27 protein-coding genes are annotated in these 26,999 nt (G+C 43.8%); 9 read left to right on the top strand and 18 right to left on the bottom strand.

Annotated elements, in window-relative coordinates; translation table 11 throughout:
* Positions 1-52: 52 nt before the first annotated feature.
* Positions 53-1,504, bottom strand: coding sequence for an Asp-tRNA(Asn)/Glu-tRNA(Gln) amidotransferase subunit GatA (gene gatA, locus ACE3JL_RS00730; protein ID WP_375328627.1), 1,452 nt, complete (start codon positions 1,502-1,504; stop codon positions 53-55).
* Positions 1,505-1,640: 136 nt separating this feature from the next.
* Here gatA and ACE3JL_RS00725 point away from each other — a divergent pair, with 136 nt between their 5' ends.
* From ACE3JL_RS00725 to hetL, 3 genes are all read left to right on the top strand, one after another.
* The gene (locus tag ACE3JL_RS00725; RefSeq protein ID WP_271991183.1) at positions 1,641-2,651 is read left to right on the top strand and encodes a DUF6398 domain-containing protein; all 1,011 of its coding nucleotides are present in this window, start codon (positions 1,641-1,643) and stop codon (positions 2,649-2,651) included.
* Between the two features lie 198 nt (positions 2,652-2,849).
* The gene (locus ACE3JL_RS00720; protein WP_002738764.1) at positions 2,850-3,212 is read left to right on the top strand and encodes a helix-turn-helix transcriptional regulator; all 363 of its coding nucleotides are present in this window, start codon (positions 2,850-2,852) and stop codon (positions 3,210-3,212) included.
* Between the two features lie 52 nt (positions 3,213-3,264).
* Positions 3,265-3,927: a heterocyst differentiation pentapeptide repeat protein HetL gene (gene hetL, locus ACE3JL_RS00715; protein ID WP_271991187.1), complete on the top strand. Its 663-nt coding sequence runs from the start codon at positions 3,265-3,267 to the stop codon at positions 3,925-3,927.
* 293 nt (positions 3,928-4,220) lie between these two features.
* Here the strand turns inward: hetL and ACE3JL_RS00710 are convergent, their stop codons facing one another.
* The 6 genes from ACE3JL_RS00710 to remA all read right to left on the bottom strand — a co-directional run bounded on the left by ACE3JL_RS00710 (position 4,221) and on the right by remA (position 8,016).
* Positions 4,221-4,358, bottom strand: coding sequence for a photosystem II reaction center protein K (locus tag ACE3JL_RS00710; protein ID WP_271991190.1), 138 nt, complete (start codon positions 4,356-4,358; stop codon positions 4,221-4,223).
* A gap of 50 nt (positions 4,359-4,408) precedes the next feature.
* Positions 4,409-5,533 carry a tRNA guanosine(34) transglycosylase Tgt gene (gene tgt, locus ACE3JL_RS00705; protein WP_375328626.1) on the bottom strand — a complete coding sequence of 375 codons (1,125 nt, stop codon included), beginning with the start codon at positions 5,531-5,533 and terminating at the stop codon, positions 4,409-4,411.
* A gap of 199 nt (positions 5,534-5,732) precedes the next feature.
* Complete coding sequence (locus tag ACE3JL_RS00700; protein WP_002738355.1) at positions 5,733-6,194, bottom strand: hypothetical protein; 462 nt, start codon at positions 6,192-6,194, stop codon at positions 5,733-5,735.
* A gap of 213 nt (positions 6,195-6,407) precedes the next feature.
* Complete coding sequence (gene clpP, locus ACE3JL_RS00695) at positions 6,408-7,046, bottom strand: ATP-dependent Clp endopeptidase proteolytic subunit ClpP (protein ID WP_271991226.1); 639 nt, start codon at positions 7,044-7,046, stop codon at positions 6,408-6,410.
* Positions 7,047-7,179: 133 nt separating this feature from the next.
* Positions 7,180-7,734: a guanylate kinase gene (gene gmk / locus ACE3JL_RS00690; RefSeq protein ID WP_375328625.1), complete on the bottom strand. Its 555-nt coding sequence runs from the start codon at positions 7,732-7,734 to the stop codon at positions 7,180-7,182.
* A 12-nt stretch (positions 7,735-7,746) separates the two neighbouring features.
* Complete coding sequence (gene remA, locus ACE3JL_RS00685; protein WP_002737924.1) at positions 7,747-8,016, bottom strand: extracellular matrix/biofilm regulator RemA; 270 nt, start codon at positions 8,014-8,016, stop codon at positions 7,747-7,749.
* A gap of 496 nt (positions 8,017-8,512) precedes the next feature.
* Between remA and ACE3JL_RS00680 the strand changes: the two genes are divergently transcribed.
* Entirely contained in the window at positions 8,513-8,719 is a 207-nt protein-coding gene (locus tag ACE3JL_RS00680) for a hypothetical protein (RefSeq protein WP_002735525.1), read from the top strand.
* A gap of 128 nt (positions 8,720-8,847) precedes the next feature.
* Entirely contained in the window at positions 8,848-9,333 is a 486-nt protein-coding gene (gene psbV / locus ACE3JL_RS00675; protein WP_271991199.1) for a photosystem II cytochrome c-550, read from the top strand.
* Between the two features lie 52 nt (positions 9,334-9,385).
* Here the strand turns inward: psbV and ACE3JL_RS00670 are convergent, their stop codons facing one another.
* Together ACE3JL_RS00670 and ACE3JL_RS00665 are read right to left on the bottom strand one after the other, a co-directional pair.
* Positions 9,386-10,030 carry a DUF3226 domain-containing protein gene (locus tag ACE3JL_RS00670; RefSeq protein WP_375329559.1) on the bottom strand — a complete coding sequence of 215 codons (645 nt, stop codon included), beginning with the start codon at positions 10,028-10,030 and terminating at the stop codon, positions 9,386-9,388.
* Positions 10,031-10,274: 244 nt separating this feature from the next.
* Positions 10,275-11,369 carry an ATP/GTP-binding protein gene (locus ACE3JL_RS00665; RefSeq protein WP_375328624.1) on the bottom strand — a complete coding sequence of 365 codons (1,095 nt, stop codon included), beginning with the start codon at positions 11,367-11,369 and terminating at the stop codon, positions 10,275-10,277.
* Between the two features lie 180 nt (positions 11,370-11,549).
* Between ACE3JL_RS00665 and ACE3JL_RS00660 the strand changes: the two genes are divergently transcribed.
* The gene (locus ACE3JL_RS00660) at positions 11,550-13,055 is read left to right on the top strand and encodes a UbiD family decarboxylase (protein WP_271991206.1); all 1,506 of its coding nucleotides are present in this window, start codon (positions 11,550-11,552) and stop codon (positions 13,053-13,055) included.
* A 102-nt stretch (positions 13,056-13,157) separates the two neighbouring features.
* On the opposite strand, the gene ACE3JL_RS00655 is transcribed toward ACE3JL_RS00660, so the two are convergent.
* The 9 genes from ACE3JL_RS00655 to ACE3JL_RS00615 all read right to left on the bottom strand — a co-directional run bounded on the left by ACE3JL_RS00655 (position 13,158) and on the right by ACE3JL_RS00615 (position 23,957).
* Positions 13,158-13,661: an NAD(P)H-quinone oxidoreductase subunit J gene (locus ACE3JL_RS00655; protein WP_271991209.1), complete on the bottom strand. Its 504-nt coding sequence runs from the start codon at positions 13,659-13,661 to the stop codon at positions 13,158-13,160.
* Positions 13,662-14,405 carry a photosynthetic/respiratory NAD(P)H-quinone oxidoreductase subunit K gene (gene ndhK / locus ACE3JL_RS00650; protein WP_271991212.1) on the bottom strand — a complete coding sequence of 248 codons (744 nt, stop codon included), beginning with the start codon at positions 14,403-14,405 and terminating at the stop codon, positions 13,662-13,664.
* A 47-nt stretch (positions 14,406-14,452) separates the two neighbouring features.
* Positions 14,453-14,815 (bottom strand): photosynthetic/respiratory NAD(P)H-quinone oxidoreductase subunit C, encoded by a 363-nt coding sequence (ndhC, locus tag ACE3JL_RS00645; RefSeq protein WP_002739390.1) that lies wholly within the window; start codon positions 14,813-14,815, stop codon positions 14,453-14,455.
* 641 nt (positions 14,816-15,456) lie between these two features.
* Positions 15,457-17,508, bottom strand: coding sequence for an NAD(P)H-quinone oxidoreductase subunit 5 (locus tag ACE3JL_RS00640; protein ID WP_375328623.1), 2,052 nt, complete (start codon positions 17,506-17,508; stop codon positions 15,457-15,459).
* A 164-nt stretch (positions 17,509-17,672) separates the two neighbouring features.
* The gene (locus ACE3JL_RS00635; protein ID WP_375329558.1) at positions 17,673-18,812 is read right to left on the bottom strand and encodes a hypothetical protein; all 1,140 of its coding nucleotides are present in this window, start codon (positions 18,810-18,812) and stop codon (positions 17,673-17,675) included.
* Positions 18,809-19,546, bottom strand: a complete 738-nt coding sequence (locus ACE3JL_RS00630) for a FlgD immunoglobulin-like domain containing protein (RefSeq protein ID WP_375328622.1) — start codon at positions 19,544-19,546, stop codon at positions 18,809-18,811. Before ACE3JL_RS00630 ends, ACE3JL_RS00635 begins: the two co-directional genes overlap by 4 nt.
* Positions 19,543-21,708: a tetratricopeptide repeat protein gene (locus ACE3JL_RS00625; RefSeq protein WP_375328621.1), complete on the bottom strand. Its 2,166-nt coding sequence runs from the start codon at positions 21,706-21,708 to the stop codon at positions 19,543-19,545. The genes ACE3JL_RS00630 and ACE3JL_RS00625 overlap by 4 nt, the downstream gene beginning before the upstream one ends.
* 198 nt (positions 21,709-21,906) lie before the next feature.
* Positions 21,907-23,316, bottom strand: a complete 1,410-nt coding sequence (locus ACE3JL_RS00620) for an isochorismate synthase MenF (protein ID WP_375328620.1) — start codon at positions 23,314-23,316, stop codon at positions 21,907-21,909.
* 236 nt (positions 23,317-23,552) lie between these two features.
* A complete protein-coding gene (locus ACE3JL_RS00615) occupies positions 23,553-23,957 on the bottom strand; it encodes an NIL domain-containing protein (RefSeq protein ID WP_002739790.1) in 405 nt (134 codons plus the stop codon).
* 36 nt (positions 23,958-23,993) lie between these two features.
* On the opposite strand from ACE3JL_RS00615, the gene ACE3JL_RS00610 reads away from it, so the two are divergent.
* The 3 genes from ACE3JL_RS00610 (at position 23,994) to ACE3JL_RS00600 (ending at position 26,888) form a co-directional block, all read left to right on the top strand.
* Positions 23,994-24,545: a thioredoxin family protein gene (locus tag ACE3JL_RS00610; protein WP_375328619.1), complete on the top strand. Its 552-nt coding sequence runs from the start codon at positions 23,994-23,996 to the stop codon at positions 24,543-24,545.
* Positions 24,546-24,649: 104 nt separating this feature from the next.
* Positions 24,650-25,003, top strand: coding sequence for a hypothetical protein (locus ACE3JL_RS00605; protein WP_375328618.1), 354 nt, complete (start codon positions 24,650-24,652; stop codon positions 25,001-25,003).
* A complete protein-coding gene (locus ACE3JL_RS00600) occupies positions 24,972-26,888 on the top strand; it encodes a hypothetical protein (protein ID WP_375328617.1) in 1,917 nt (638 codons plus the stop codon). Before ACE3JL_RS00605 ends, ACE3JL_RS00600 begins: the two co-directional genes overlap by 32 nt.
* Positions 26,889-26,999: the final 111 nt, after the last annotated feature.

Raw genomic sequence — 26,999 nt, 5'->3', positions numbered from 1 at the left:
TAACCCACCCTACTATTTGGCTACCGGCAAAAGATAGCCATCGGCAATTGTATCAATTTGTAAAAGATGGTTGACGTTTGTGCCAATCGGTGGACTGTTCGTAGGCGTGGGCGACGTGAAATAATTGATCTTCGCGCAGCACATTACCGACTAATTGTAAACCGATCGGCAAACCTTGCCCATCAAAACCGCAGGGAAGACTTAACCCGGGTAAACCGGCTAAATTGACGGGAATAGTCATTAAATCCGATAAATACATACTCAGAGGGTCCGCCGTTTTTTCCCCGGCTTTAAAAGCTGTGGTCGGTGAAGTGGGAGAAACTAACACATCTACCGATTGAAAAGCTCGATCGAAATCCTCTTTGATCAAAGTCCTCACCTTTTGTGCTTTCAGGTAATAAGCATCATAATAACCCGCCGAGAGGGTATAGGTTCCCAACATAATCCGGCGCTTAACTTCTGCACCAAAACCCTGAGCGCGAGTCTTGGTGTACATATCAATCAAACTGTCGGCATCTTCCCGAATACCGTATTTAACCCCATCGTAACGGGCTAAATTCGCCGATGCTTCCGAGGGGGCGATAATGTAGTAGGTGGGCAATCCGTAACGGAAACGGGGACAGGAAATCTCTTTAATCGTAGCACCGAGGGCTTTTAACTGCTCTAAAGCTTGATTAACTGCCTCGGCAACCACCTGATCCAAACCTTCTCCGAAAGTTTCCTTAATTACGCCAATTTTTAGCCCTTTTAAACTGGTTTTCAGGAATTGGCTATAGTCGGGAATCGGCAGATTGAGACTGGTAGAATCTTGGGGATCGTAACCTGCGATCGCTTGTAATAAAATCGCCGCATCTTCTACGGTACGACCAAAGGGACCGATCTGATCGAGAGAAGAAGCGTAAGCCACCAAACCAAAGCGAGAAACTAAGCCATAGGTCGGTTTTAGCCCAACAACGCCACAAAATGAAGCCGGTTGACGAATTGAGCCACCGGTATCCGATCCTAGGGCGACCACACATTCTTGAGCGGCCACAGCCGCAGCCGACCCCCCCGAAGAGCCTCCCGGCACCCGGGATAAGTCCCAGGGATTAGCAGTAACGTGATAACCGGAGTTTTCTGTGGAACTACCCATAGCAAACTCGTCTAAATTGGTTTTACCGACGATAACTGCCCCTAAATCCCGTAATTTTTGGGTAACGGTGGACTCGTAGGGAGGGACAAAATTTTCTAAAATCCGAGAAGCGCAGGTGGTGGGGATACCTTTGGTGCAGAGATTATCTTTTAATGCGATGGGAATACCTGCCAAGGGATGCAGAGATTCACCTCTGGCGATTTTCTCGTCCACTTTTTGGGCTTGTGCGAGGGCTAAATCCGGGGTTAAATGGAGAAAGCTTTTTACTTGTGGTTCGATCGCTTCAATACGAGCAAGAAATTCTGTGGCGATTTCGACGGCTGTTTTTTCTTTATTAACGAGTTGTTGATGCAGTTGACGAATCGAAGTCATGTTCAGTTACCGGTTACAATCACCGTCAGGAGCAAGCAACAACCCCGGACAGCAAAGACTATTTTAGCGTCAGTTTGGCTGTCGGTCAGCTAATCCCCTAAAATTAAAGGAAAGCCTCGAAGGAAAACCTACAGTTATGACTTTTAATATCCGACAATTAGATAATTTAGACTACGATGAAGCCGAACCCTTACTAGAAGATTATATTAATGGAGCGATCGAAGAATATATCAATTCGCCCGAGGGAGATGCCTATTATCAAGAAAAACAAGAAGGTTGTGATTGGATTGCTACCTTTATCGAGTTGGGCTATCTCTATGAAGGTTATACCCTTGCTACCATGACTAAGGCAGATGTGCAGATCTTAATGGAGAAGATCTTACCACGCAAAATTACTATCCTCGATCCGACGGAAACCGAAGATGCTATCCCTGAATTAATTAGTTTTTGGCAATTTTTGGAACGAGAATATAAATTAACTCAGGCTAAGGCTATTATTAAATATTTAGAGCAATTAGGCGATCGCTTTGGTCAACTGATGAACGATCCCAACAGTGGCGGTTTTATGAAAAATCTCCTGTTACAAGCGCATCAGCAGGGTTTCGATATCACCAGTCAGGAGGGTTTAACAGCTTTTCAAGAAAAATATAATGCTGAACAACGCGCCAAACAGCAAGCGGCAGCAACATCGAAAAAAACGCCCCCAGCTGTTCCTAAATCGGAAAATGTTCCCAAGGCAATGCAGGCCAAATATCAAGAAATTATCGATATTACCGATAAATTTGCCGCTAAATATCTTAATGAAGAATACGCCCAACTTATTCGCCAATTAACCGCAACTTTAGCTCGTAAGCGTCCCTCTCCCCTAGAAAAAGGTAAAGCTAATTCCTGGGCTGCCGGCATTACTCACGCCCTAGGAATGGTCAATTTTCTCTTCGATCCTAGTCAAAATCCCCACATTTCGGCCACAGAACTTTATCAGGCTTTTGGGGTTGCTCAAAGTACAGGACAAGCTAAATCAAAACAAGTGAGAGATTTACTGAAGATGTCCTATCTTGACTCAGAATGGGCTTTACCAAGCAATTTAGAGAACCATCCTAGCACTACAGTCCGGAACTTAATCACTACCATGCTCGGTGATAGTTAGGGTTTGCGATAAAAAGTCTGTTGGTGGAGTTAGGAGGCACTCTTGCAGCAGTAGATTTTATGAATGACCCAATCTCGATCGAGTTTGCCGACTAGACTCTAGTTACCTCTCCAGTTAAACTATAGTAGTCAATAGTTATAAAGTTTTAAACGATCACCTATTGTCAGCCTTTTTAACTGGTCACTTTATTACCCACCCATGTTAGACAGTTTCTCCCCCCAAACCTCTAGCGTCGTCCTCGCTTCCGTGGCGGACTATTTCAAAGTCCTGTCGGAAGTCAGTCGCCTACAGATTCTCAGTTGCTTGCAATTAGGCGCGATGAATGGTAAAGAAATCGCTGAAGCTACCGGACTAGGCCAGGCCAATCTCTCCAAACACCTGAAAGCTTTAACCCAAGCGGGAATTATCTCGCGACAACCCCAAGGAGTCAGCGTTTACTATCAAATTACCGACCCCGTCATCTATGATCTCTGTCAGGTGGTTTGCGATCGCATTAGTCAGCAAATGCGTCAACGGGCCAGAGAATTCGAGAGTCTGCCAGCTTTCCATCTCCCTAAATAAAAATCACCAAATCCTTGACATTTTGCCTCAATTATGATAAGGAAAAATTTCCATGCTCGTAGAAGAACTTTGTCAACGCTATCGGGAGGGAGAAAGAGATTTTCAGGGGATTAATTTGCGGGAAGGCGACTTAACGAATATTATCCTCCCGGGAGTCGATTTTTGCCGTGCTGATCTGCGACAGGCGCGGTTAGGAAAAATACGCCTTGCGCGATCGCTGCTGAGGGAAGCGGATTTAAGTGAGGCGATTCTTTGGGGAGCAGATTTAAGTCAAGTGGACTTTTATCGAGCCTGTTTACGCGATGCGGACTTAAGCGGAGCTAATCTGATCGAAGCCAATTTAGAAGCCGCTTATTTAACCAAAGCCGTCTTAAACGGTGTTAATCTCAACAGTGCTAATCTCCAGCAGGCCGTATTAATCGATACGGATTTTCGCTCCACTTCCGACCAACGCACGGACTTGGGCAAAACTAACTTTTGCGGAGCCGATCTCAACTATGCTAATCTGAGCGGCTCCCTGTTATATCGAGCTAATTTGGCTAATTGCCGACTTTGCCGGGTTAATTTTCGTGCTAGTCCCGAAAGAGACGGATTTATCACCGATCTCACCGGGGCCAGTTTCCGGGGTGCGGATCTCAGTTATGCCGATTTGCGCGGGGCAATTCTAGAAGATGTGGACTTAACTGGTGCTGATTTAACCGGGACTTTATTTTAATCTGGGAAGCTTTTTCAGTGGTCAGTAAACAGTAATCAGTAAACAGTGAAAAGACAGCAGTGTTAATGTCATTTCGTACTCCTCACTTAATACCACTCACTTAAAACTCAAATCTGATAACAAAGGCCGAATCTCAGACCTAATTGGTTAAGCTAAAAGCTTTGATGTGCTTAGTTTCTAACCTTCTTTTTAGGTAGGACAATTGTCAGATTCTGTCTTTTGCCTCTTGCCTCTTGCCTTCAGAAGCTGATAACTGCTCACTGATAACTGATCACTGATAATTAAGGGTCGATTTATTTAAAACCGACGGATGCTTGCCAAACAAAGGCCAGCAAGAGGAAAAATAGGGGAATCACGGGCAGGACATCGACTAGGGGGTCGAAAATTTGGTATGCTTCTGGCAATTTGGCGAACAAAAGTGCAGTTTCCATCTCTCTATCTACCTTGACAAGAAAATTTTTAAACGTTTCCTGAAATTTTATCACGTTGGGGTAACATCTACGGCATCCTCAAGCCAAGGGGCAAAATCTTGGGCAAAAGTCCCCCCTAGGATAGATTGACGAATTTCACGGGTAAATCTGATTAATTCGGCGATATTGTGCAGAGATAAGAGAATATAACCCAACATTTCCCCCGATTTAATTAAATGATTCAGATAGGCACGGCTAAAGTGTTGACAGGTGTAACAGGGACAAGTCTCGTCTAAAGGGGCGAAATCCTCCTTAAAACGGGCATTTTTGAGGTTCCAACGCTCTCCCCGCACCAAAGCCGTGCCATGGCGACCAAAACGGGTGGGAATGACGCAATCAAACAGATCTATGCCACTAGCGATCGCCTTGGCCATTTCTCGATAAGTTCCCACTCCCATCAGGTAACGGGGTTTATTTTCGGGGAGTAAAGGGGCAGTTATCTGGACAATGCGATGAATTAGGCTCGTTTCTTCCCCCACACTCACGCCCCCGATAGCATAACCGGGTAAATCGAGTTTTACTAAAGATTCCGCCGCCGCTGCCCGTAAATCCTCATAGATTCCCCCTTGTACTATGGCGAATAAAGCCTGTTGTTGGGGTCGTTGATGGGCCGTCAGACAGCGCTCTAACCAGCGATAGGTGCGTTCTATGGATGCTTTCATGGTCTCATGACTGACTCCCGTGGGGGGACATTCATCGAAGGCCATAATCACATCAGCACCGAGGGCATTTTGAATCTGAATCGATTTTTCCGGCGTGATTTCGATTATTCTACCGTCCCGGGGCGATCGAAAGGTGACTCCCGATTCTTTAATTTGCCGGAGTTGACTCAGGCTAAATACCTGAAATCCACCCGAATCTGTTAATATTGGCTGATTCCATGCCATAAAATCGTGTAAACCTCCCGATTTCTCGATAATACTTTCTCCGGGCTGCAGATGCAGGTGATAGGTATTAGCGAGAATCATTTGCGCTCCCGTGCTGGCGATTTGAGCGGGGGTCAAACCTTTCACCGTGGCCAAAGTTCCCACGGGCATAAAACGGGGTGTTTCTACCAGTCCGTGGGGAGTATGCCAAACCCCAACCCGCGCACCAGTTTGGGGACACTGGGCGATTAGTTCAAAGGAAAATCCCACTGTTTCAGTTATCAGTTATCAGTTATCAGTTATCAGTTATCAGTTATCAGCTTCTGAAGGCAAGAGGTAAAAGACAGAATCTGGCAATTCTCCTACCTAAAAAGAAGGTTAGAAACTAAGCACATCAAAGCTTTTAGCTTAACCAATTAGGTTTTAGATTCGGCCCTTGTTATTAGTAACCAGTATTTCTGCTCACTGCCTAAAAGGGGCAATCGTTGTCGTCTTCGTCTTCAAACTGCACATCCCACTTAGCAGAAAGTACCTGAGTAACCATGGCTTCGAGGGTATCAGCATTGAGACGAGCTTTCATATCGGGGTCTTGCAGTGGATTACTCAGGGGAATCAGCCGTAATTGCCGATTGTCTTGGACCAGATCAAAATAGGTTTCACCGTCAGGAGAGCGTGTTAAACGCAGATAATCGAAGCTATAGGTATTCAGATAAAGACTGTAGTTAGCAACCAGGGTACTTTGCTGATAATCGGCGAAAACTTCCACTATCCATCCCTCCCCTTCACTCTGAATCACCCCTTCGAGACTATGGATGTAGCGAACTCGTCCGATATCATCGAGGAGACGACGCATATCTTCTTTAGCGATGACCACGCCAGAGTCAATAATACAGGGGGCGGGCAGGGGCTGTGAGGGCGGATGATAGTTCATAGGGATTGCCAGTAAAAAAATTTCCGTTAATAACCCACCGGGTGTTTCTACCGATTCCTGTTGCAATTTTTTCGGGTTACGTCTCGATCTTAACCCAATCCGCTAGAACTTTTCACTGTTACTTAAGATTAATAACGATGATCGATGATTAACTTCTGCTTACTAAATATTTACAAAAATTTGGGTAGGCGAGGCCTACCCGATCATCATTATTTACTGGGGAGGGTTGGAAGCAGAAGGACTGCGATCGATCACCTGATCGATTAAACCATAGTCTAGAGCTTCTTCGGCGGACATAAAGAAATCCCTTTCCGTATCCTCGGCGATGAGGTCGAGAGGTTTACCGGTATGACTAGCTAGATGTTGATTGAGTAATTGTTTGAGATAGAGAATTTCTTTGGCCTGAATTTCGATATCGGTGGCCTGACCTTGGGCGCCGCCCAGGGGTTGGTGAATCATGATCCGCGAGTTGGGTAGGCTCATTCTTTTGCCCGGTTTGCCGGCACTGAGCAGAAAAGCCCCCATACTGGCAGCTAAACCAATACAAATGGTGCTGACATCGGGACGGATTTGATTCATGGTATCAAAAATCCCTAATCCGGCCGAAACTGAACCACCGGGGGAGTTGATATACAAGTAAATATCTTTTTCGGGGTCTTCTGCTTCTAGAAAGAGTAATTGGGCAACGATTAGGTTAGCCAAGTCGCTGGTTACTTCTTGTCCCAAAAAGACGATTCTTTCCCGGAGTAGTCGGGAGTAGATATCGAAGGCGCGTTCGCCCCGGCCTGTGGTTTCAATAACGGTAGGAATCATTGCGCTTTCTCGTCTTGCTGCTGCGGTTAGTTTTTTGATTGTAACTTAGGGAATGGGGGATAGGGATTCGGGAAATTATGAATTATGAATTATGAATTGGGGGGTGGGGAAGTGGGGAAGTGGGGAATTTCAACTAAAACCTTAAAACCCTAAAACCCCAACACCCTAACACCTAACGGCTAAAAATAATCTTCTCGATGGCATCTAGGGCGGTTTCTAGGTCATCGTTGACGATTTGATAGGGGAATTCCTCGCTGGCGGCCAATTCTTCTCGGGCGCGCTCTAGGCGACTAGCGATCGCTGTTTCGCTATCTTTGCCCCGGTCGCGCAAACGACGTTCTAATTCCTCGAAACTGGGGGGTAGGATAAAGATTCTCCTCGCTTGGGGGAAGCTTTTACACACCTGTCTAGCTCCCTCTAATTCGATTTCTAGAATTACGGTCTGGCCTGCCGCTAATTGAGCGGCGATCGCTGATTGGGGTGTTCCATAGTAGTTGCCCGCGTATTCGGCCGATTCGAGAAATTCTCCGGCTACCATTTTCTTCTCGAAACTGGGACGGTCGAGAAAGTAGTAATCTTCCCCCTCAATTTCACCCGGTCGAGGTGGGCGCGTAGTAGCGGATACGGACAGGTAGAGGTTAGGGAAACGAGTTAGTAAATGCCGTACTAGCGTACCCTTGCCCACACCGCTAGGGCCAGTAATGACGATTAATTGACCGGGTTGCATGGGGTTAATAACTCAGTTGCTACTATTAACAGGGGCTTCCTTGTTGACCACGAAACGGTGAGCCACGGTTTCCGGTTGAATGGCCGACAGCACTACATGACTAGAATCGGTGATGATCACCGCACGAGTCCGTCTTCCGTATGTAGCATCGATTAAACAGCCTTTATCCCGAGCATCACTGATGATGCGTTTGATAGGAGCCGATTCTGGGCTAACGATGGCGATAACCCGATTAGCGGAAACAATATTACCGAAGCCGATGTTGATCAGTTGTATATCCATAAGTTAACAAAGGTGTAGTCCCTTGTACAAAAGAGTGTGGAGGTATGATTACAATGTTATCGAGAAAGATTTAGCCTTACAACGCTAAAAATAACATTCTTAATCACATTTTAGTATTTTTTCAGGTTTTTTGCGATTTTAATTAAATTTGTTTACACAAGTCTCTATCTTAGGGAGTAAATAGTCCAAAAGTCGGGAAAATTAGGGAATTTTGGGGGTGTAGGGTGTGGGGTGATGGGTGTAGGGGGAGTGGGAATTATGAATTATGAATTATGAATTGGGGAGGTGGGGAAATTGAACTAAAACCCCAAAACCCCAAAACCCCAAAACCCCAACCCCCAAAACCTGTATCCTGACTCCTGACTCCTGTCTCCTGTCTCCTGACTCCTGATCACTGATCACTGATCACTGATCACTGTTAAGAATGTCCCCGACAATGGCATGATAATTATGGTAACTAATAAGTATTCTCTATCCTTAGTGGGTGCGTCAGACTATGGGTTTTGCTGATCTATCGATCGCTGATATTGCGGCAGAGTACGATCTGGCCGATGAATCTGTGTTGTCACTTTGCGACCAATTAGGCATCTCCTATAAAGATCGGCAGACTAATCTCGCCCTAGAAGATGCTAAAGCAATTATCTCACTGATTTTATCCCAACGCTCAGGAGTAACCGCCTCGAAAACGGAAACGTCCCCTTGACTTTATTCCCCACTGCGATCTTCTCGGTGTCCGTGATCACTTAGAATTGATCGACACCCTCCCAGAGGAGAAAATTTTTTAGTCACCTTAAAATTCCCTTTTTTGGAACAATTGCGAGTAGGAGAACAATGATCAAACGTTTGATTGTGGCAGCGATCGCTGTAGTCTTTTTTGTATTACAATTCAATCTTAACGGCGCTAGTGCCTTAGAACTCAATGAAAAAACCCTCACCATCACCCTCAATGATGCGGGGGAATCGGTGACTTTGACTTCTGAACAAGCGACGGAAGGACAGAAACTTTTTGTAGCCAATTGTACTAAGTGTCACCTGCAAGGTAAAACCAAAACTAATAATAACGTCAGTTTGGGTCTGGGTGATCTGGCAAAAGCGGAACCTCCCAGAGATAATCTGTTAGCACTGATTGATTATCTAGAACATCCCACCAGTTACGATGGTGTAGATGATCTGAGCGAATTGCATCCCAATGTTAGCCGTCCCGATGTCTTTCCAGAATTACGCAATCTGACCGAAGATGATGTGTATAACGTCGCCGCTTATATGTTGGTTGCTCCCCGTCTAGACGAGCGTTGGGGTGGGACAATTTACTTCTAAATTGCCCTCCATATATCCCTCGATCCCTCTAGATTTCTAGGGGGATTTTTGATTACACAGCAAATAGTTGTAAAAATTCTTTGAGTTCATTTAATACCTCATGCTCAAAGTTCCAAATATGACGTTTGTTTTTCATAACATAATCAAATCCATTCATACTGCATTTCCTGCCAGCTTGTTTTTTGTCTTCTGTGGAACAGGTATCAAATCGTAAATAGTTATTAATCCAAAACTTATCAAAATCTTTGTCTTTAATCGATTTTTCTTGCTTGTTTAAACAATTTCTCCAGTCTTCTAAACAATCCGCATAGGTGGAATCTTGACTTTTAATCTTCTTGAGAACTGTTTCTAGTTCTCCTTGTCCGTCCACATTGGTAAAATAACAAGCAAATTCTGTGATTTGATCTTCTATTGTTGTCAATCTATAAAGCTGACTGGTTTCCCTAATATCTTCCGCTTCTGGATACACATTTTTTAGACAATCGTTAAGCCAATTTAGTCGCTCTGTCTTAGTATCAGAATCTTGATCGATAATAATACCAACTTTAGGGATAGCTTTTTTACCAAGAGTCGCCTTAATTTCATCGAAAGTGCTGGTTAATTTAGCTTGATCTAAACCCTGTAAACATTTATAGTCATCTTCCTCAAAGCAAATCGGTTTATCTAACTGAATTTTGGTAAAATTTAAGTATTGCACTAGGGCTTCGATAAAAATTTTATGGTTCTTCGTTACTTGGTATGGTTCGATAGGGTTGCATAAATCGACTAAATCCTTATCTGGCAAAAGATTTAATTGATTAGTTCGCTCTAGATCAAAAACAATTGACAAAAATCGCTAAATGCCTTTCTCTATAAGGGTTCCATCCCTTATAACCCTCGTCCATTGCATAACACAAACCGAAGAGCCAATTTTATCATTCTTGCTCTCGACGATTAATAAGTTACTCACCTCTCACCTCATTGCCATGTTTTAAGGCGTACTCTAAAGTGCTTAATTGTCTTTTAATACCGATAATTTTATCAGTTCTGGGACTCCTTGCTAGTTCAAAATAGGCCCCCTGTTCTGGATAATATTCTAACCCCACATCGGCAAAAGCTTGGATCATCTCTAAACTATGGGTTGTAGCAAAAATTTGGCTATCTAGTTCGATAGCTAATCGGAATAAAGTTTTCCAAATATCTGGGTAAGCAGTATAGTGAAGACCATTTTCTATTTCATCGATAAAAATAATTTTTTGCGGATTAAGCAGTAGAGCAAAAATCATCTCTATCAGACGATTAATGGCTTCACCAAACAGAGATACGGGTAGGCGTTTTCTCTCTTTTCTTTTCAGATATAAATTTGGTTCACCCAGAAAAAAACTTTCTATTTTCTCAATGGACGGATCGAGAATTTGTAGAGCTTTTAGCACTTCTTCTTCCTGTTCATTAAAAACTATTTTAGTATAAGACTCGCTCAATTCTTCCAAAGATTTATTGACAGATGCGGCAATGATTACTGGTTCCTCATCACCCCCATTAGGTAAAGCTAGTATCTCCTTAGAACTAGCAATTAAAAAATAGTTCATTTGCTCATCATTTGAGTCATGATCATGGTCAAAACTTGTGTGAATATTCAAGATAGAAATAACTGATTTATCTTTAGCGATAAAATCGTATAATTTTTGCCAGTCTTCAGAGATTCCTAGAATACTATCTTTAAGAGAACTAGAAATCGATATTTTTACCAATTTATCTCCTTGGTTAGATTGGGAGCCTTTTAACTCAATAATATTTTTTCTATCAAGATTGAATAATAAATCATCCCAAGCATTTTTGGGAACAGCCTGAACAACTGCTAAAGATTGCCTACGAATGATTCCTCTGATGTAGGGATGAATAGTATTTGGATAGGGATAACTATACAAAAATATTGCCTCTAATAGGGCAGTTTTCCCTGAATTGTTTTTACCGCCAATTAAATTAACTCGCTCAAAACCTTCAATTTTGGTATGCTCAAAACATCTAAAATTACTAATTTCAATATCCTTAATCATGTTGACCTCCGGGCTGAATAAGCATAAATTTAGGGTTAGGAATGAAGCTGGCAAGATGGGGATTTTTTTACTTAATTCTAGACGAGAATCGCCTCCAACTCTCAAAACGGTGACTATCCCCCACCGAAACTGCCGCCCTAAGAGATAATAGAGACAGGGATTTATTTACATTTCTTCATCATGGCGAGAGACTTACGAGGATTTATTAAGCTTTTAGAAGATCGTGGCCAATTACGCCGCATTAGTGCATCGGTCTCTGCCGATTTAGAAATTGCCGAGATCGCTAATCGGATGCTGCAGGTGGGGGGACCGGCCCTACTGTTTGAAAACGTGCAGGGGGCCGAGTTTCCCGTCGCTATTAACCTGATGGGAACGGTAGAACGCATCTGTTGGGCGATGAACCTGAATAAACCCGAAGAATTGGAAGATTTAGGCAAAAAACTCGCCCTGTTGCAACAACCGAAACCGCCGAAAAAACTCTCCCAAGCGATCGATTTTGGTAAAGTGTTGTTTGATGTCCTGAAAGCCAAACCCAGCCGTAACTTTTTTCCTGCCTGTCAACAGGTGATTTTAGAGGGGAATGAAGTAGATTTAAAGAAAATTCCGATGATTCGCCCCTATCCGGGCGATGCAGGCCAGATTATCACCCTAGGGCTAGTAATTACTAAAGATTGCGAAACGGGAACCCCTAACGTCGGTGTCTATCGATTACAGCTACAGTCTCACAATACCATGACCGTTCACTGGTTATCCGTGCGCGGTGGGGCGCGTCACCTGCGAAAAGCGGCGCAAATGGGCAAAAAATTAGAAATAGCCATCGCTTTAGGGGTCGATCCTCTGATTATCATGGCCGCTGCCACTCCTATCCCCGTAGATCTCTCAGAATGGCTGTTTGCGGGATTGTACGGAGGTTCTGGGGTACAGTTAGCCAAATGTAAAACCCTCGATTTGGAAGTGCCGGCCGACTCAGAAATCGTCCTCGAAGGAACAATTACCCCCGGAGAGGTATTGCCAGACGGTCCTTTTGGTGATCACATGGGTTACTATGGCGGTGTGGAAGATTCACCCCTGATTCATTTCCACTGCATGACCCATCGTCGTGACCCCATTTATTTGACCACTTTTAGCGGTCGTCCTCCTAAGGAAGAAGCGATGATGGCCATCGCTCTTAATCGTATTTATACGCCGATTTTGCGGCAACAGGTGTCGGAAATAAGGGATTTTTTCCTACCGATGGAAGCTTTAAGCTATAAAGCGGCGATTATCTCCATTGATAAAGCTTATCCAGGGCAAGCGCGGCGAGCGGCCTTAGCTTTTTGGAGTGCCTTACCCCAGTTCACCTATACTAAATTTGTCATCGTCGTGGATAAGGAGATTAATATTCGCGACCCCCGGCAAGTGGTTTGGGCAATTAGTTCTAAAGTGGATCCGGTTCGCGATGTGTTTATTCTCCCGGAAACCCCCTTTGATAGCCTCGATTTTGCCAGCGAAAAGGTCGGTTTGGGGGGGAGAATGGGAATTGATGCCACGACAAAAATGTATCCCGAAACTGACCACGAGTGGGGGGAACCTTTGGAGTCGGATTCGGCCATGGTGGTCAAGGTTTCCCAACGCTGGTCAGAATACGGTTTAATCGACATTAATTTACAAGAAGTAGATGCCAATAAATTTGGCTACGAAATGTAGATTTATTCGACTAAATACTCAATAGTTTATCTTGTCCCTAAATCTCAAAAAAATCGGGGTAGAAATATCTTCTAACCCGATATTAGTGATTAGTTTTTCGACTTAGTAAGCGTCCTGTAGTTCGTAGAATTCGGGAGAAACGTAGTCTTTGCGTAGGGGCCAACCGACCCAATCTTCTGGCATTAAAATCCGTTTCAGGTGGGGATGTCCTTCATAAATAATGCCGAACATATCATAACTTTCTCGTTCTTGCCAGTCAGCAGCTTTCCAAATCCAGTAAACCGAAGCAACCCGGGGATTATCTCGAGGAAGAAAGACTTTTAAGCGAACTTCCACGGGACTATCGACATTATCGGCTACTTTGACCAGATGATAGAAACTAACTAATTCTTTCCCCGGTCCCAAATCGTAAGCGCCCTGACATTGGAGATAATTAAAACCATAAGCGTATAAAGCAGTGGCCAGAGGAATTAAAAAGTCTGGTTCTACTTTAATCAATTCCACACCACTATGGTCAGCTTCTAAAGCTTGATGCTCAAAACCATTTTCGCTTAACCAAATCGAAGTGGGGCCAGCTTGCACAATAGCTGTCGTTTCTTCAGTCATTTAGATTTCTTCCTTTTGTTTCGTGGTCAAAAGAGCGGGGGGAACAGGCATACCAGTGGCTTCTAGTAACTCTTTCGGAGGTGCTTGACGGGTGGCCGATTGCAGATATTTACCCGTAAGAATCGGTTCTGTGGGCTGCATTTTGTGGGTGGTGCTGTAATAACGATTGGTTTGCTGGAGGACAGTCCCACGTTCTTGAATGGATTCGTTAGCGACTTTTTTCCGCAGTTTAATAATCGCGTCGATAATCGCTTCCGGACGGGGGGGACAACCGGGTATATAGACATCCACGGGGATAAGCTTATCTACCCCTCTAACTGCGGTGGTGGAGTCACTGCTGAACATTCCCCCCGTAATCGTACAGGCCCCCATGGCGATCACATATTTAGGTTCCGGCATTTCTTCGTACAGACGCACCAAAGCGGGGGCCATTTTCATGGTAACTGTACCGGCAGTGATGATTAAATCAGCTTGCCGGGGACTAGAACGGGGAACTAAACCAAAGCGATCGAAATCAAAACGGGAACCAATCAAGGCTGCGAACTCGATAAAACAGCAGGCTGTACCGTATAGCATCGGCCAAAGACTTGACAAACGCGCCCAGTTATACAGGTCATCAACGGTGGTAAGAATGACATTTTCCGATAAATCCTGAGTAACTTTGGTGCGTTCGATGGGATTAAGGATTTTTTCGCTTTGTTGTTCGATAATTTGCTTAAATTCGCTGGTAGGGTTGGGACTCATCGGGTTATCCTCTCATGAAAAGTCAAAAATAAGGAAAATTATGGCCGTTATGACCATTCTAAGGCTCCTTTCCGCCAAGCATAGACGAGAGCAACCACAAGGATAGCAATAAAGATCAGTGCTTCTACAAAAGCTAATAGGCCCAATTGATTGAAAGCTACTGCCCAAGGGTAGAGAAAGACGGTTTCCACGTCAAAAACCACGAAAACGAGGGCAAACATATAATAACGAATGTTAAACTGAATCCAAGCACCACCGATCGGTTCCATCCCCGATTCATAGGTGGTGCGTCTTTCTGGACCGCCACCACTAGGCCGCAGGACTTTGGAGGCAGTTAGGGATAGGATTGGTACTAAACTGCAAGCGAGCAGAAATCCTAGAAAATACTCGTAACCTTTGAGGACAAACACTGGGTTTTTTTTCTCCTTATTCGCTATCGACAAGGGAAGTTGTCGGCATCTCTATGGCTACTTATTATAGAGGCTTTAGCAACCCGTCTCCTTCTCAAAAGCAGCATTGAAGATGTTTATCGATACCATTAGCTAATCATTGGGTCAAACTTCGCTTCTGTCCGTGCTTTGCTCTTGCTCTGACGAGGTGACAAGGAAATGACCAGAATGGACTGCTGACTATCCAGATTACTCGTTAGGACTGCACGGGAGTGCCAGAATTGCTAGTCCGAGCATTTGTACTATTATTTCCGATGGGCAGTCTAAATTAGGAGAAATACTGTCAGACCCACTATACTTTGTTAATGCAGCCGATAGGAAAAGCGATCGCTTAGGACAATATATGATTATAAAATAACCTAGATTTATCTGCCAGTGATTTAATCAATGGTTTACAATCCTTGGAACAATGTTATTTAATTCAAAGGGATCAAAACCGATTTCAATTATCATCTATTTTTAAAGAGTATATCAAAAGCGATCGCTTTTCCCAAATCTGATTATAAGAGTTTGATACCCCTAAATCTTTCTTAAAAAGGGGGACTTAAAGCCGAAAAAAGGGGCTTTGCGCCCCTAAAAATCTTTAGTCAAAGTATTAAAATCTACACCAGACTATAGACAATTACTAAACCCAAAACTGCGGCAAAGACAATTAAAGCGTAGAATTGGGCGCGACCATTTTCGAGGTATTTCAGACCTTCACCACTAACAAGAGTAGCTAAACCGGTTAAATTCACCGCCCCATCGATAACGCGATAATCCACTTCCATAATTTGCCGTGCGAGACGACGACAACCCTGAACAAAAACCCGATCATAGAGGTTATCAATGTACCATTTGTTCAGGGAAAAACGATACAAAACGGGGAATTTTTCCGCAATAGTTGCGGGGTCAATTTTTTTCTGGAGATACATCAGAGAAGCGACAGTAATCCCGATTAAAGCAATCCCTACCGAATTACCCGCCATAATCAGAAACTCTGTCCAATCAAAAGCATGAACTTCTTCCACTACTTCGTTAGGAACATGAATAAAACCCTCGAAGAAATTCTGCCAAGGTTTACCCACCAAACCAATTAACAAAGAAGGAACCGCCAAAATCATGAGAGGTAAAGTCATAGTAATTGGCGATTCGTGGGGTTCATGGGCATGATGGCCGTGGTTGTCTTCTTCCTGCGCTTCCGAGTCTAATTGCTTAACATTCATTGCCCCCGGTCCAAAAGCCGGAATCGCGCCCGCGTTGGCTAACAGTCGGCGTTTAATCTCCTTATTAGTGCCTCTAAACTCCCCTTCAAAAGTGTTAAAGTACATCCGGAACATATAAAAAGCTGTTAAACCCGCAGTCCCCCAACCGATTAACCATAAAGCTGGGTTCGCCTCAAAAGCTAAACCGAGAATTTCATCCTTAGACCAGAAACCAGCGAAAGGAGGAATCCCACAGATGGCCAGAGTTCCCACCAAGAAAGTTAGGGCAGTAATGGGCATATACTTGCGTAAACCGCCCATCATCCGCATATCTTGCGCTAAAACCGGCTCATGACCCACCACATCCTCCATACCGTGGATGACCGAACCGGAACCGAGGAACAACATCGCTTTAAAATAAGCGTGGGTCATCAGGTGGAATAACCCCGCACTATAAGCGCCGATACCCATAGCCATAACCATATAACCCAATTGGGAGATGGTGGAATAGGCTAAACCCTTTTTGATATCATTCTGGGTGAGGGCGATACTTGCCCCTAGAAAGGCAGTAAAGGCCCCCGTCCAAGCAATTACCGTCATCGCCGTGGGAATTGGCTCAAAAACGGGATACATCCGAGCAATCAGGAAAACTCCAGCGGCCACCATGGTGGCGGCGTGAATCAGGGCCGAAATCGGGGTCGGACCTTCCATGGCATCCGGTAGCCAGACATGAAGGGGAAATTGGGCTGATTTGGCCACGGGTCCAAGGAAGACTAAAACGGCGAATAATGCCGCTAAACTGCCGGCAATGGCTCCAGAAGAAACTAATTCCTCTAGACGTTCACCCATGATATCAAACTCGAAGCTACCGGTGGCCCAGAAAAGCCCCAGCATTCCTAGTAATAAGCCAAAATCGCCGACGCGGTTGGTAACAAAGGCTTTTTGACAGGCCTCGGCGGCCGCCGGACGAGTGAACCAGAAACCTACTAGCAGATAGGAACACATCCCCACCAATTCCCAGAAAACGTAGATCTGGACGAGGTTGGGACTGATGACCAAACCGAGCATAGAACTGCTAAAAATGCTCAGATAGGCGTAAAAACGCACATAACCGGGGTCGTGGGCCATGTAACCATCGGTATAAATCATCACCAAAAAGGCCACGGTGGTGACGATAACCGACATTAAAGCGCTGAGATGATCGATCGTATAACCCATTTTCAGGTGAAAGTTACCCGCCGATGCCCAATCGATCATTTGGGTATAGGGAGCGTGTCCATTGATTTGACTCCACAGCAGTGCAAAAGACAGCACCATCGACGCACCGAGGGTAGAAATGATTAATACAGCATTCACCTGTCGCAGACGATTGGTGACTTCATTAAAGGAAATTAAGCCCGCGCCGACTAGGGTAGCGCCTACCAAAGGCAGGACGGGAACTAGCCACGCGTACTGATAAAGCGGTTCCATTCAGTAATACCTAGTTTACAATTTCACACTATTTGGTTTATCCTCATCTATTGTGACATAGGTTAATTCTTAAGAAAGTGTTTATACCTAGTTTTGCTCAATAGGGCGGCGAAAGGTCAAAGGATCTTATCAATTTGGCAGTTTAGCGAGCGGGACGGTAATTTTTAGGGAGAAGCGGGAAAATTATCGAATAACCACGAAAGCAAGGAAACAATCAAACCAGCAGAAAAGGAAATTATCGCCACGATCGCCTCGCTGCCAAGATAACGGGATAAAAAACTGCCTTGAATTTGGGCGATCGGTAGTCGCGGATTTAACCCCACTTGGATGCTGTTGGTATTGCCGGAAACGCTCACTTCTAAACCTTGTGATGCCTCGGTAATCTGCAAGTTTTCCCCCGTGGTTTTTAGTTTGAGGTTTTGGTTGGTATCCTCTCGGATAATTTTTATCTGATTTAATATCTCTACTCCCGGTTTCTCAACGATCAGGAATTGGTTTTCTTCTAGCTTAAGATCCTGTTGAGCCATCCGGATATTACCAGAAATAATTGTCGATTCCACTAAGTCATCTCTCACATTATTACCGGTGATAATCGGTCGCTCAAATCTAACATTATTAACTTTAATATTGCGCCAAAAAATAGGCTGTTCTTGATCTTGAGAAAGTTGTAAATTAACATCGATCGCTTGTTGTATTTCTAATTTAAATTCGGTGGTGCTGAGATTAAATTCGAGGGGAATATCCTCTTTTTTTAAAGAAAAATTAGCAATTTTATAACCAGAAAGAGTTATTTTAATCGGGGTGCTGCTAGGGTTAAATGATAAATTTACTGGTTGAGAATTTGGCTGCAAACTAAAAGCCAAAAGATTATTAAAAGGCGCGTATTTGAGATTTTTTACTCTAGTTTCCTTTTGTAAACGGAGTTCTTGCAGGATAAAATCCGCCGTCGGGGTAATTGTTAAAGTGCTATTTTCCCGGATTGATTCAATTTCTAGTCGCTCTCGTTTATTCAGTTCGGGATCGGCAAGACTGCTAAAGGTGCCAGCGAGGGTAAATTTTTTCAGTCCCGATAGATCTATTTGGGAAAGATTATAGACATCTTTGAGCAATAAACTTTCGTTTTCTTGACAGGTAAAACTAAAGCTTTTTACCAATAAATTGCCTTCAAAGTTTTGTTTAACTGGGATAATTCCCCAAAAAATCGACAGGAAAACCAGTGCTAGAGTAACTATAAAAACTGTGCAAAACTTGAGATTTTTCCTGATAAATCGCCAGAAACTTTTAAAATTATGCTTGGACTTCATTTTAGCCACTGGGGATTATGTTCAAAAGTTATATTAATCGGGGCATTTCTGGGAGGAGCATCATCTTGTTCTAATAAAGCTTTGACTCGCAATTCGTACAATCCCGCCTTAGCCAGTTTACCATCAGAAGTACGACCATCCCAACTAAAGAAAATTTCTCCTTTTGGTTGCCAGTTAGGGCGAGAAGTCTCATAGATAACCTCGTTGTTCTGGAGGATTTGTAATTCTTTGATCTGGCTACGCACATTAGCAAAAAGGACGATATCATAGGTTTTTGCCTGATTAAAAATAACTGGCAAATAGATCAATTTACCGTCACTGATAGAGGCCGTGGCCCGCAGACTTTCAAGGGCGATATCTTCGCGATCAATAACATAGTTAGACCATTTAAATTGATAGCGAGAACCTTGGGGACGCAAGGTGAGGGGATCGAGTTGATAATTTTTTGGCACAGAACGCACTATCACTTTTGGCGCTCGGTTATTACGACTAGGTACTTCCAACTTCAGGGAGTCAGTCATCTCCCGAATCCGGCCGATAGAAAGGGAAATAAGACTAAAACTGCCCGCAATCTCGATCGGAGCTATTCCCTCACAGCGCTTGTCATTATCTCTCTGGATATAGTTGCTAGATCTAGTATTTCCCGTCCCACAGTTTTGAGCTTGAATAGGGAAGAACGAGACCAAAATAAGACTAAGAATTGTTAAGTTGAGGGCAATAAATGATTTTTTCATGGTAAAGCCACCTGCCATTGAGCTAATTTTTGGAGAACTCGATCGATTGGGTAAGCGAAACCGATACCGGAAGAATCGATTTGGGACTCGTTAATCGTTTTAAACATCAATCCGATCACCCGCATTTCCTGATCAAATACTGGACTGCCAGACCCCCCCACGGCCAGACTCACATCGATTAATAAATTGCCGCTACTAGACTGAATGCCGATGGTAATCGCCTCGTACTTCGACCAATCTTTTGATTCAGGATGTCCGATGATAGAAATCGGTGTTTGTGGGTTAATTTCGCCTTGATGAAAGGTTAAAGGACTGATATCGTCTGGTAAACCCGTGACTTCCAGCAAAGCTAAATCCAAGTTTTCTTGGGGTTGGGTGATGTGAATTATTTTAGCCACTACACGATCGCGCGGGAGGTTGGGTAGATTTTCGCCGTAATAGGGTTCCACTTCCAGATTATCGCCCCTCTGTTCCGTGTCGCGATCGACCACCACATGACGATTAGTGATAATCCACACCGTTGTTCCCCGGCGTTTGACCACATAACCCGTACCGTAGGCAGTCCCCTTGGCGTTACCGGTAAAGACCACACTGATTTTAACGATCGATCGCTTGATCCGGGTGAGGGGATCCTCTTGGCGTAAATATTCGGTATTATTCAAAGCGATGATCTGCTCCGGTTGTTGCTGCAAGGATAACAAGCGCCGGGCCTCTTGCAGGTTATTGCTGGCAAATTCAAACTTCGGATCGATTTTCGTCGCCTTCTCGAACTCAGCGATCGCTGCCTCTAGCTTGCCCTGTTCCTGTAGGAGCAGACCCAAATTATTATGGGCAAGGGTGTGAACGGTAGTCGGGGTGGCAGAGGTATCATCGGGTAAACTTAAAGCCCTGCGGTACATTTCCTCGGCTTCCGTTAGTTTTTTCTGGTCTCTCAGCACGTTGCCAAGGTCGTTGTAAGCATCGACATACTTATCATCAAGAGCGAGCGCCCTGCGGTACATTTCCTCGGCTTCCGTTAGTTTTTTCTGGTCTCTCAGCACTAGACCGAGATTTCTGTAGGCATAGACATACTTATCATCAAGAGCGAGCGCCCTACGGTACATTTCCTCCGCTTCCGTCAGTTTTTTCTGGTCCCACAGCACGTTACCGAGACCGTTGTAGGCATCGACATACTTATCATCAAGAGCGAGCGCCCTACGGTACATTTCCTCGGCTTCCGTCAGTTTTTTCTGGTCCCTCAGCACGACACCGAGACCGTTGTAGGCATAGACATACTTATCATCAAGAGCGAGCGCCCTACGGTACATTTCCTCGGCTTCCGTCAGTTTTTTCTGGTCCCTCAGCACGACACCGAGACCGTTGTAGGCATAGACATACTTATCATCAAGAGCGAGCGCCCTACGGTACATTTCCTCCGCTTCCGTCAGTTTTTTCTGGGCCCACAGCACGTTACCGAGACCGTTGTAGGCATGGACATACTTATCATCAAGAGCGAGCGCCCTACGGTACATTTCCTCGGCTTCCGTCAGTTTTTTCTGGTCATACAGCACGATACCGAGATTGTTGTAGGCATAGACATACTTATCATCAAGCTCGATCGCCCTACGGTACATTTCCTCCGCTTCCGTCAGTTTTTTCTGGTCATACAGCACGATACCGAGATTGTAGTAGACATCGACATCCTTATCATCAAGAGCGAGCGCCCTACGGAACATCTCCTCGGCTTCTGTCAGTTTTTTCTGGTCTGCCAGCACGATACCGAGATTGTTGTAGGCATAGACATACTTATCATCAAGCTCGATCGCCCTACGGTACATTTCCTCGGCTTCCGTTAGTTTTTTCTGGTTATACAGCACGTTACCGAGATTGTTGTAGGTTTCTGGAAGTTTTGGATCGAGAGCGAGAGCTTTTTGACAGAAAATCGGTGCTTCGTCTAACTTATTTTGACGGAATAGCGCAGCGCAGAGATTGCTAAAAGCCACAGCACTGTTAGGATCAAGCTGAATAATTTGTCGCCAGATTCTTTCGGCTTCCGGGTATTTTTTTTGCGCTTGAGCGGTTTCACCCTGTTGCCATAACTGCTCCAGTGTTTGTGCCACTGTTGTCGGCGGCATGATCATCAATGCCAAAGTTAACACCCAAGCCAGCCGCACCACTTTCATAAGCTGATTTAAAATATTTCATCTATAGTTTAACAGATAGCAATGGAGTCAGTCCCGATGAAAAAATTTTCACCACCAGAGATGAAAGAGGTTTCTTTCCCTACACCCCACACCCCACTTCATAATTCATAATTCATAATTCATAATTCCCCACACCCACCAACAAACTTTTTCAGAAAACCATACTTACCCTACAGTTTAAGTTAAAGCTTTTAAGAGAGCTTGAAATTTAAGCTGAATTTCTGCTAGTTCTTTTTCCGGATCGGAACCGGCAACAATACCCGCACCGGCATATAATCGCGCTCGATCGCCTTTAATTAATGCCGAACGAATACCCACAATAAACTCACTGTTATTTTGACAATCAATCCAACCCAAAGGAGCGGCATAAAGAGAGCGATCGAAGGTTTCATAATGACGAATTTGTGCTAGGGCGATCTCGGTGGGAACCCCAGCAACAGCAGGAGTGGGGTGTAGTTGGGCAACAATTTCGAGGGGATGGATGGAGGGTTTTAGTTTGGCATGGATAGGAGTCCAGAGATGTTGAATATTGGAGAGTTTTAACAATCTAGAGGGGGAATTTTGCGGATTTAAGCCAATTTGTCGCAATTTTTGGTTAATAAAGTCACTAACAGCCCGATGTTCCCGTTGTTCTTTTTCACTAGCGAGGAGTTTATTGGCAAAGAGAGCATCTTCGATCGCATTTTCTCCCCGGGGGGCAGATCCCGCTAAAGCATCGGTGATTAATTGCCCCTGATGGACAGTTAACAAGCGTTCGGGACTAGCGCCAATAAAATGATCTCCCCGTCCATTGCTGAGGGAAAAAGTGTAGCAATCGGGATGACGTTGACGCAAATTATCGAGACAGTTTACCAGATGAAAAGGACGGGGAGAAATCACGTCAAGAGCGTGAGCGAGGACAATTTTGCTAAATTTTTGAGCTTGGATCGATTGGAGGGCATCGGCAACAGCCGCTTGAAAATTATAGGTAGGATGAATATAATAACTACAGGGATCCTGACGGGGATTTTGTTGGTAATTGCTGGAGTTATTTTGGATAATTTTGAGGTTATTAATAGTTTCTTCGAGGGAGTTTTCTATTTCTTTTTCGCTGGTGATTAAGAGATTAGTCAGGAAAAAATATTCCGACTGTTTTTTGATAATTTGAAACTTAGGCAGGGTCAGGTTAGCTGAGGGAAAAGGGGTAGCTTTTGCCGAGTCGAAAAAAGTGAAACTGCAAAAGATGCGAGGGGTAATCTCGCTATAGTTATCAATTTTAATAATTTTTTGTTGACAGTTTTCAATAAATTTTTGAGCTTTTAAAAAACGTTGTTTACCGTGGAAAGTGGCAGCAAAGGCGATGCCGTAGCCGAGAAAAACGGTTTCTCGTTCGGGATTTTCCCAATAATAATGGGTGGGATAGCTAGGGGCAATCCGAGGGAGAATTTCTAGGGGATCAAGGGGGGAAATTTTTTGACAAAAACTGATGATCGACGGATTTCCCTTTTCTGCGGCTAACAGTTGCGGGTTGAGGATAAAGTTATAGAGGCTGTGAAGATCAGCAATTGGACTATCAGGATAGGAAAGGCGAGGAACGGCAGAAGTCATGTCAAGTTTTTTGTATTTTTTGCAAAAAAAACCATGATTAATGGTATGTAATCCCCACAGATGTGGCCAGAGTCAAGGCTCTCTTTTTAACTATGATATCGGAGAAAGGGTCTTTAGGCAGAAAAGGAGCCGGATATTTGTGACGATTAACCGGGTTGGACACAAATGAAGGCTTAAAATCTCCAGAGATGGATATTATTTAAATGGGCAAAAAAATTAATTTAATAATTTCTACTTTACAAGTTTGTGGAAATTGCCACAACGGGACAAGTGGGGATACATTGTTCACAAACCACACAACGGGAGCGCAAAAACTTGAGACGAAAACTTTCGGGATCAAGGGTTAAAGCTTCCGTGGGACAAACTCCCGTACATAAGCCACAATCAACGCATTTTTCTTCATCAATGACGATTTCGCGACTAACTTGGGAAACGCCAATATTTTGTAATTGTAACCATTCGATCGCCGCTTCTAACTCATCGATATCTCCCGATAATTCTAATACTAATGTTCCCACTTGATTGGGGGCAACTTGGGCGCGGATAATATTAGCGGCGACGTTAAAATCCTTCGCCAGTCGATAGGTAACGGGCATATGGACGGCTTTTTTGGGAAAAGTGAGAGTAACGCGTTTTTTCATTAGGATAGGATAGGAATAATTTTTGAGAGACTATCCATGACAGCCACCACACCCACCAACAAAACCAGAAATCTGCTGCTGGCAGTAACGGCAGTTATCCTTAGTGTAGCGATTTTCTTGGGGTTTCAAACCACCGTTAGTTCCGTATCTTTGGAAGCGCAAGCGGAAAAAGCGACACCTTTCGATCTTGCCCTCAGCAATGGTAAACCCACCCTGACAGAATTTTATGCTAATTGGTGTACCAGTTGTCAGGCGATGGCCCCTGAAATTGCCGAAATTAAAAAACAATACGGTAATGCCATTAATTTTGTCATGCTCAACGTTGATAATAATAAATGGTTGCCAGAAATTCTCCGTTATCGTGTGGATGGGATTCCCCATTTTGTCTTTTTAAATAACCAAGGACAACCGGTTGCCCAAGCGATCGGAGAACAACCAAAATCAATTTTAACTGCTAATTTAGAAGCACTTTTAACTAATTCCACCCTACCCTATGCCACCATTACGGGAGAGACTTCTGATTTTAATATCCTTGTAGGTGCTAGTCAAACCGATCCCCGCAGTCACGGCAGTCAAGTTAAGCAGTAATCAGTTATCAGTTATCAGTTATCAGTGGAAAGCTTAGGGCTGAAAGCTCTCATTCAAGAGTCCACTATCAATCAGTACATTTAATTGACTAAAATCTTTTAACTATGGCGATTATTGTTCAACATTTGACCACAGGTAACGAATATATATTCCTAGGAGTTAGTGGGGGTGAAAGTAAGAGTATTTTACCCACCAAAATGTTAGGAGATTTCTTCGCAACTGAGACTCCAGATAAATCTCGATCGCTGACGGTTTGTGATGATCAAGGCCGGATACTTTGGTTTCCCGTCACGGAAATGATCGTGGTGGAGGTAGATGGTCAAAAACCCGAAGAATTATTACCAGAAATTATCGCCGCTGAACCAATACCTTTACAATTAGATCGAGAGGATCAACCTCAGTCCCCAGAAAATCAAGGAAACATCGATGAATTTGCTGAAGATGACGATTGGATCTAGAATTAAATATTTAGTTTTAGGGGTAATAATTGCCCTATTTACTATTGGATTTAACTCCCTCTATTCTGTTTCTCAAAACTCGATCGCTTCCTTTCCTGTTGCCGAAGTTAACCCCAAATATCTTAACGATTGGACACCGGAATTAGAGGCAGAATTTCAACAAAGAGCAAAGCAGGTTATTAACCATTTTGCTAATCGGGAAAGTTATGGCAATTTGTGGGGAGAAAACGAGAAAAGAGCCTACCCCATGGCCATGTTTGATTTCTTGGCAGGAAACCAGCAAAAAGCCCTAGATTTCCTGCAGCAGGATGACCCACAAACACGAGAACAGTTCCACACTGATTATATAGATTATTATTTTTCTTTCACCCTAAAAGGACAAATTAGAAAATATTTTCTTTTCGGAAAGTATCTCGATCCAGTTTATCATCAGAGAATGTATAATGCGGCGAAAATTTGGACAGAAACCGACCCTTTACAACGGCCCCACCCTATCCATGGCACTGGCCAAGGAACGGGTAATGATTGGAGTATGAAAAGACGGGGTTTATGGGTAGATAGTCGCAATACTGATAACCTGCGAGCAATGCGCGAAACATCAGTTTATCTTATGGCCGAAGAAACAGGAAATGAAGCAACTCGTCAAATTTATAAAAGTAAAATCAAGCGTTACGTTTCAGCTTTATATAACATCGGGATGGGAGAATGGGATTCAGAAGTTTATCACGGTCACACCTTTGCTCCCTATCTCAATCTCTACGATTTTGCTCAAGATACGGAAGTTAAACAATGGGCAAAAATGACCTTAGATTGGTTATCCATGGCCGCTAGTATTAAATATTATCGCGGTGGTTGGGGTGGTCCCGTAAAACGCGATTATGGTGGTAGTAATGGGGTAATGCGATCGGATTCTGCTCGCACTTTTTGGTTATACTTTGGTGATACTCCTGTCCCCAATAATCGCCCAGAATTGGACTCTCTTTATCTAATTACCAGTGGTTATCGTCCTCCTTTAGCAGTGATGGAATTAGCCCGAAAAAACTTTAATAAACCGGTAGAAATTCTCGCCAGTAAACCCCTGTATGAAAACTGGAAACCGGGCAATAATCAAAGTCCGGGTTATTGGGAAACTCAATTTATCGGAGCTAGTTATCAAATGGGTAGTCTGGCGGGAACTTTTCCCGATGGTGATGTGGCCCCGTTTAAATTAATGGCTTTTAATCAAGAAAAAGGGGTGGATTTTTTTGTGGCTAACACTGGTAAAAATGGCGTAAAACCGGGCAAAAATCCCGGGGATGAAATCGGACAATATCGCAATCTTTTAATCTGGTTACGACCAGCAGATCAAGCTTTTTTCTGGCAATTACCGAAAACCGCCAAGGTAGAAAAAGATGATAATATCTGGTTTATTCAATTAGAAAAAACTTGGTTAGCTCTGAGATTAATCAATCTTTCTTCTCCTGAAATGATCGAGATTCCTAATTCCCCTTATCCCGATGATAATACCTACCAAGCTTTACCCACAGGTAACAATTATGCGGGTTTTGCTCTGGAAGTGGGGGAAGCGGCAACCCAGGGCAGTTATGAGAATTTTAAGGGCATATTTAAGCAAAAAAGTCAAGTAAATTTAAATCAAATTAAGCAGGGCAAGGTTTTATTTAAAGGTAGTCAAGGACAGAGTTTACAATTTACCTATAATCAAATCAATCTACTGCCGATGTTAATTCGTAACGGTCAAAAGCACGATTGGTCAAAAAATTTCGCCCTTTATAACAGTTTAAGTCGAGATAACTCTCCCGTTTCTTTGGGATGGAAAAAGGGCAAATTAACCGTCAAAGCAGGGAAATATCAATTTTCCAATGCTTTGATTCTGTCTCCTCCTTAAGTTAGCTCTTCTCGACTATTTATTCAGCAAACCCTAGTTATGAGGAGAGGCAAAAGGCGCTCATGCAAAAGGCAGCTTTGTTCTCCCCACTTCCCCACTTCCCCACTTCCC

It is taken from the genome of Microcystis sp. BLCC-F210 (genome assembly GCF_042134685.1).
Lineage (GTDB): Bacteria > Cyanobacteriota > Cyanobacteriia > Cyanobacteriales > Microcystaceae > Microcystis > Microcystis aeruginosa_D.
This window is presented reverse-complemented; position numbering and strand designations above follow the sequence as displayed.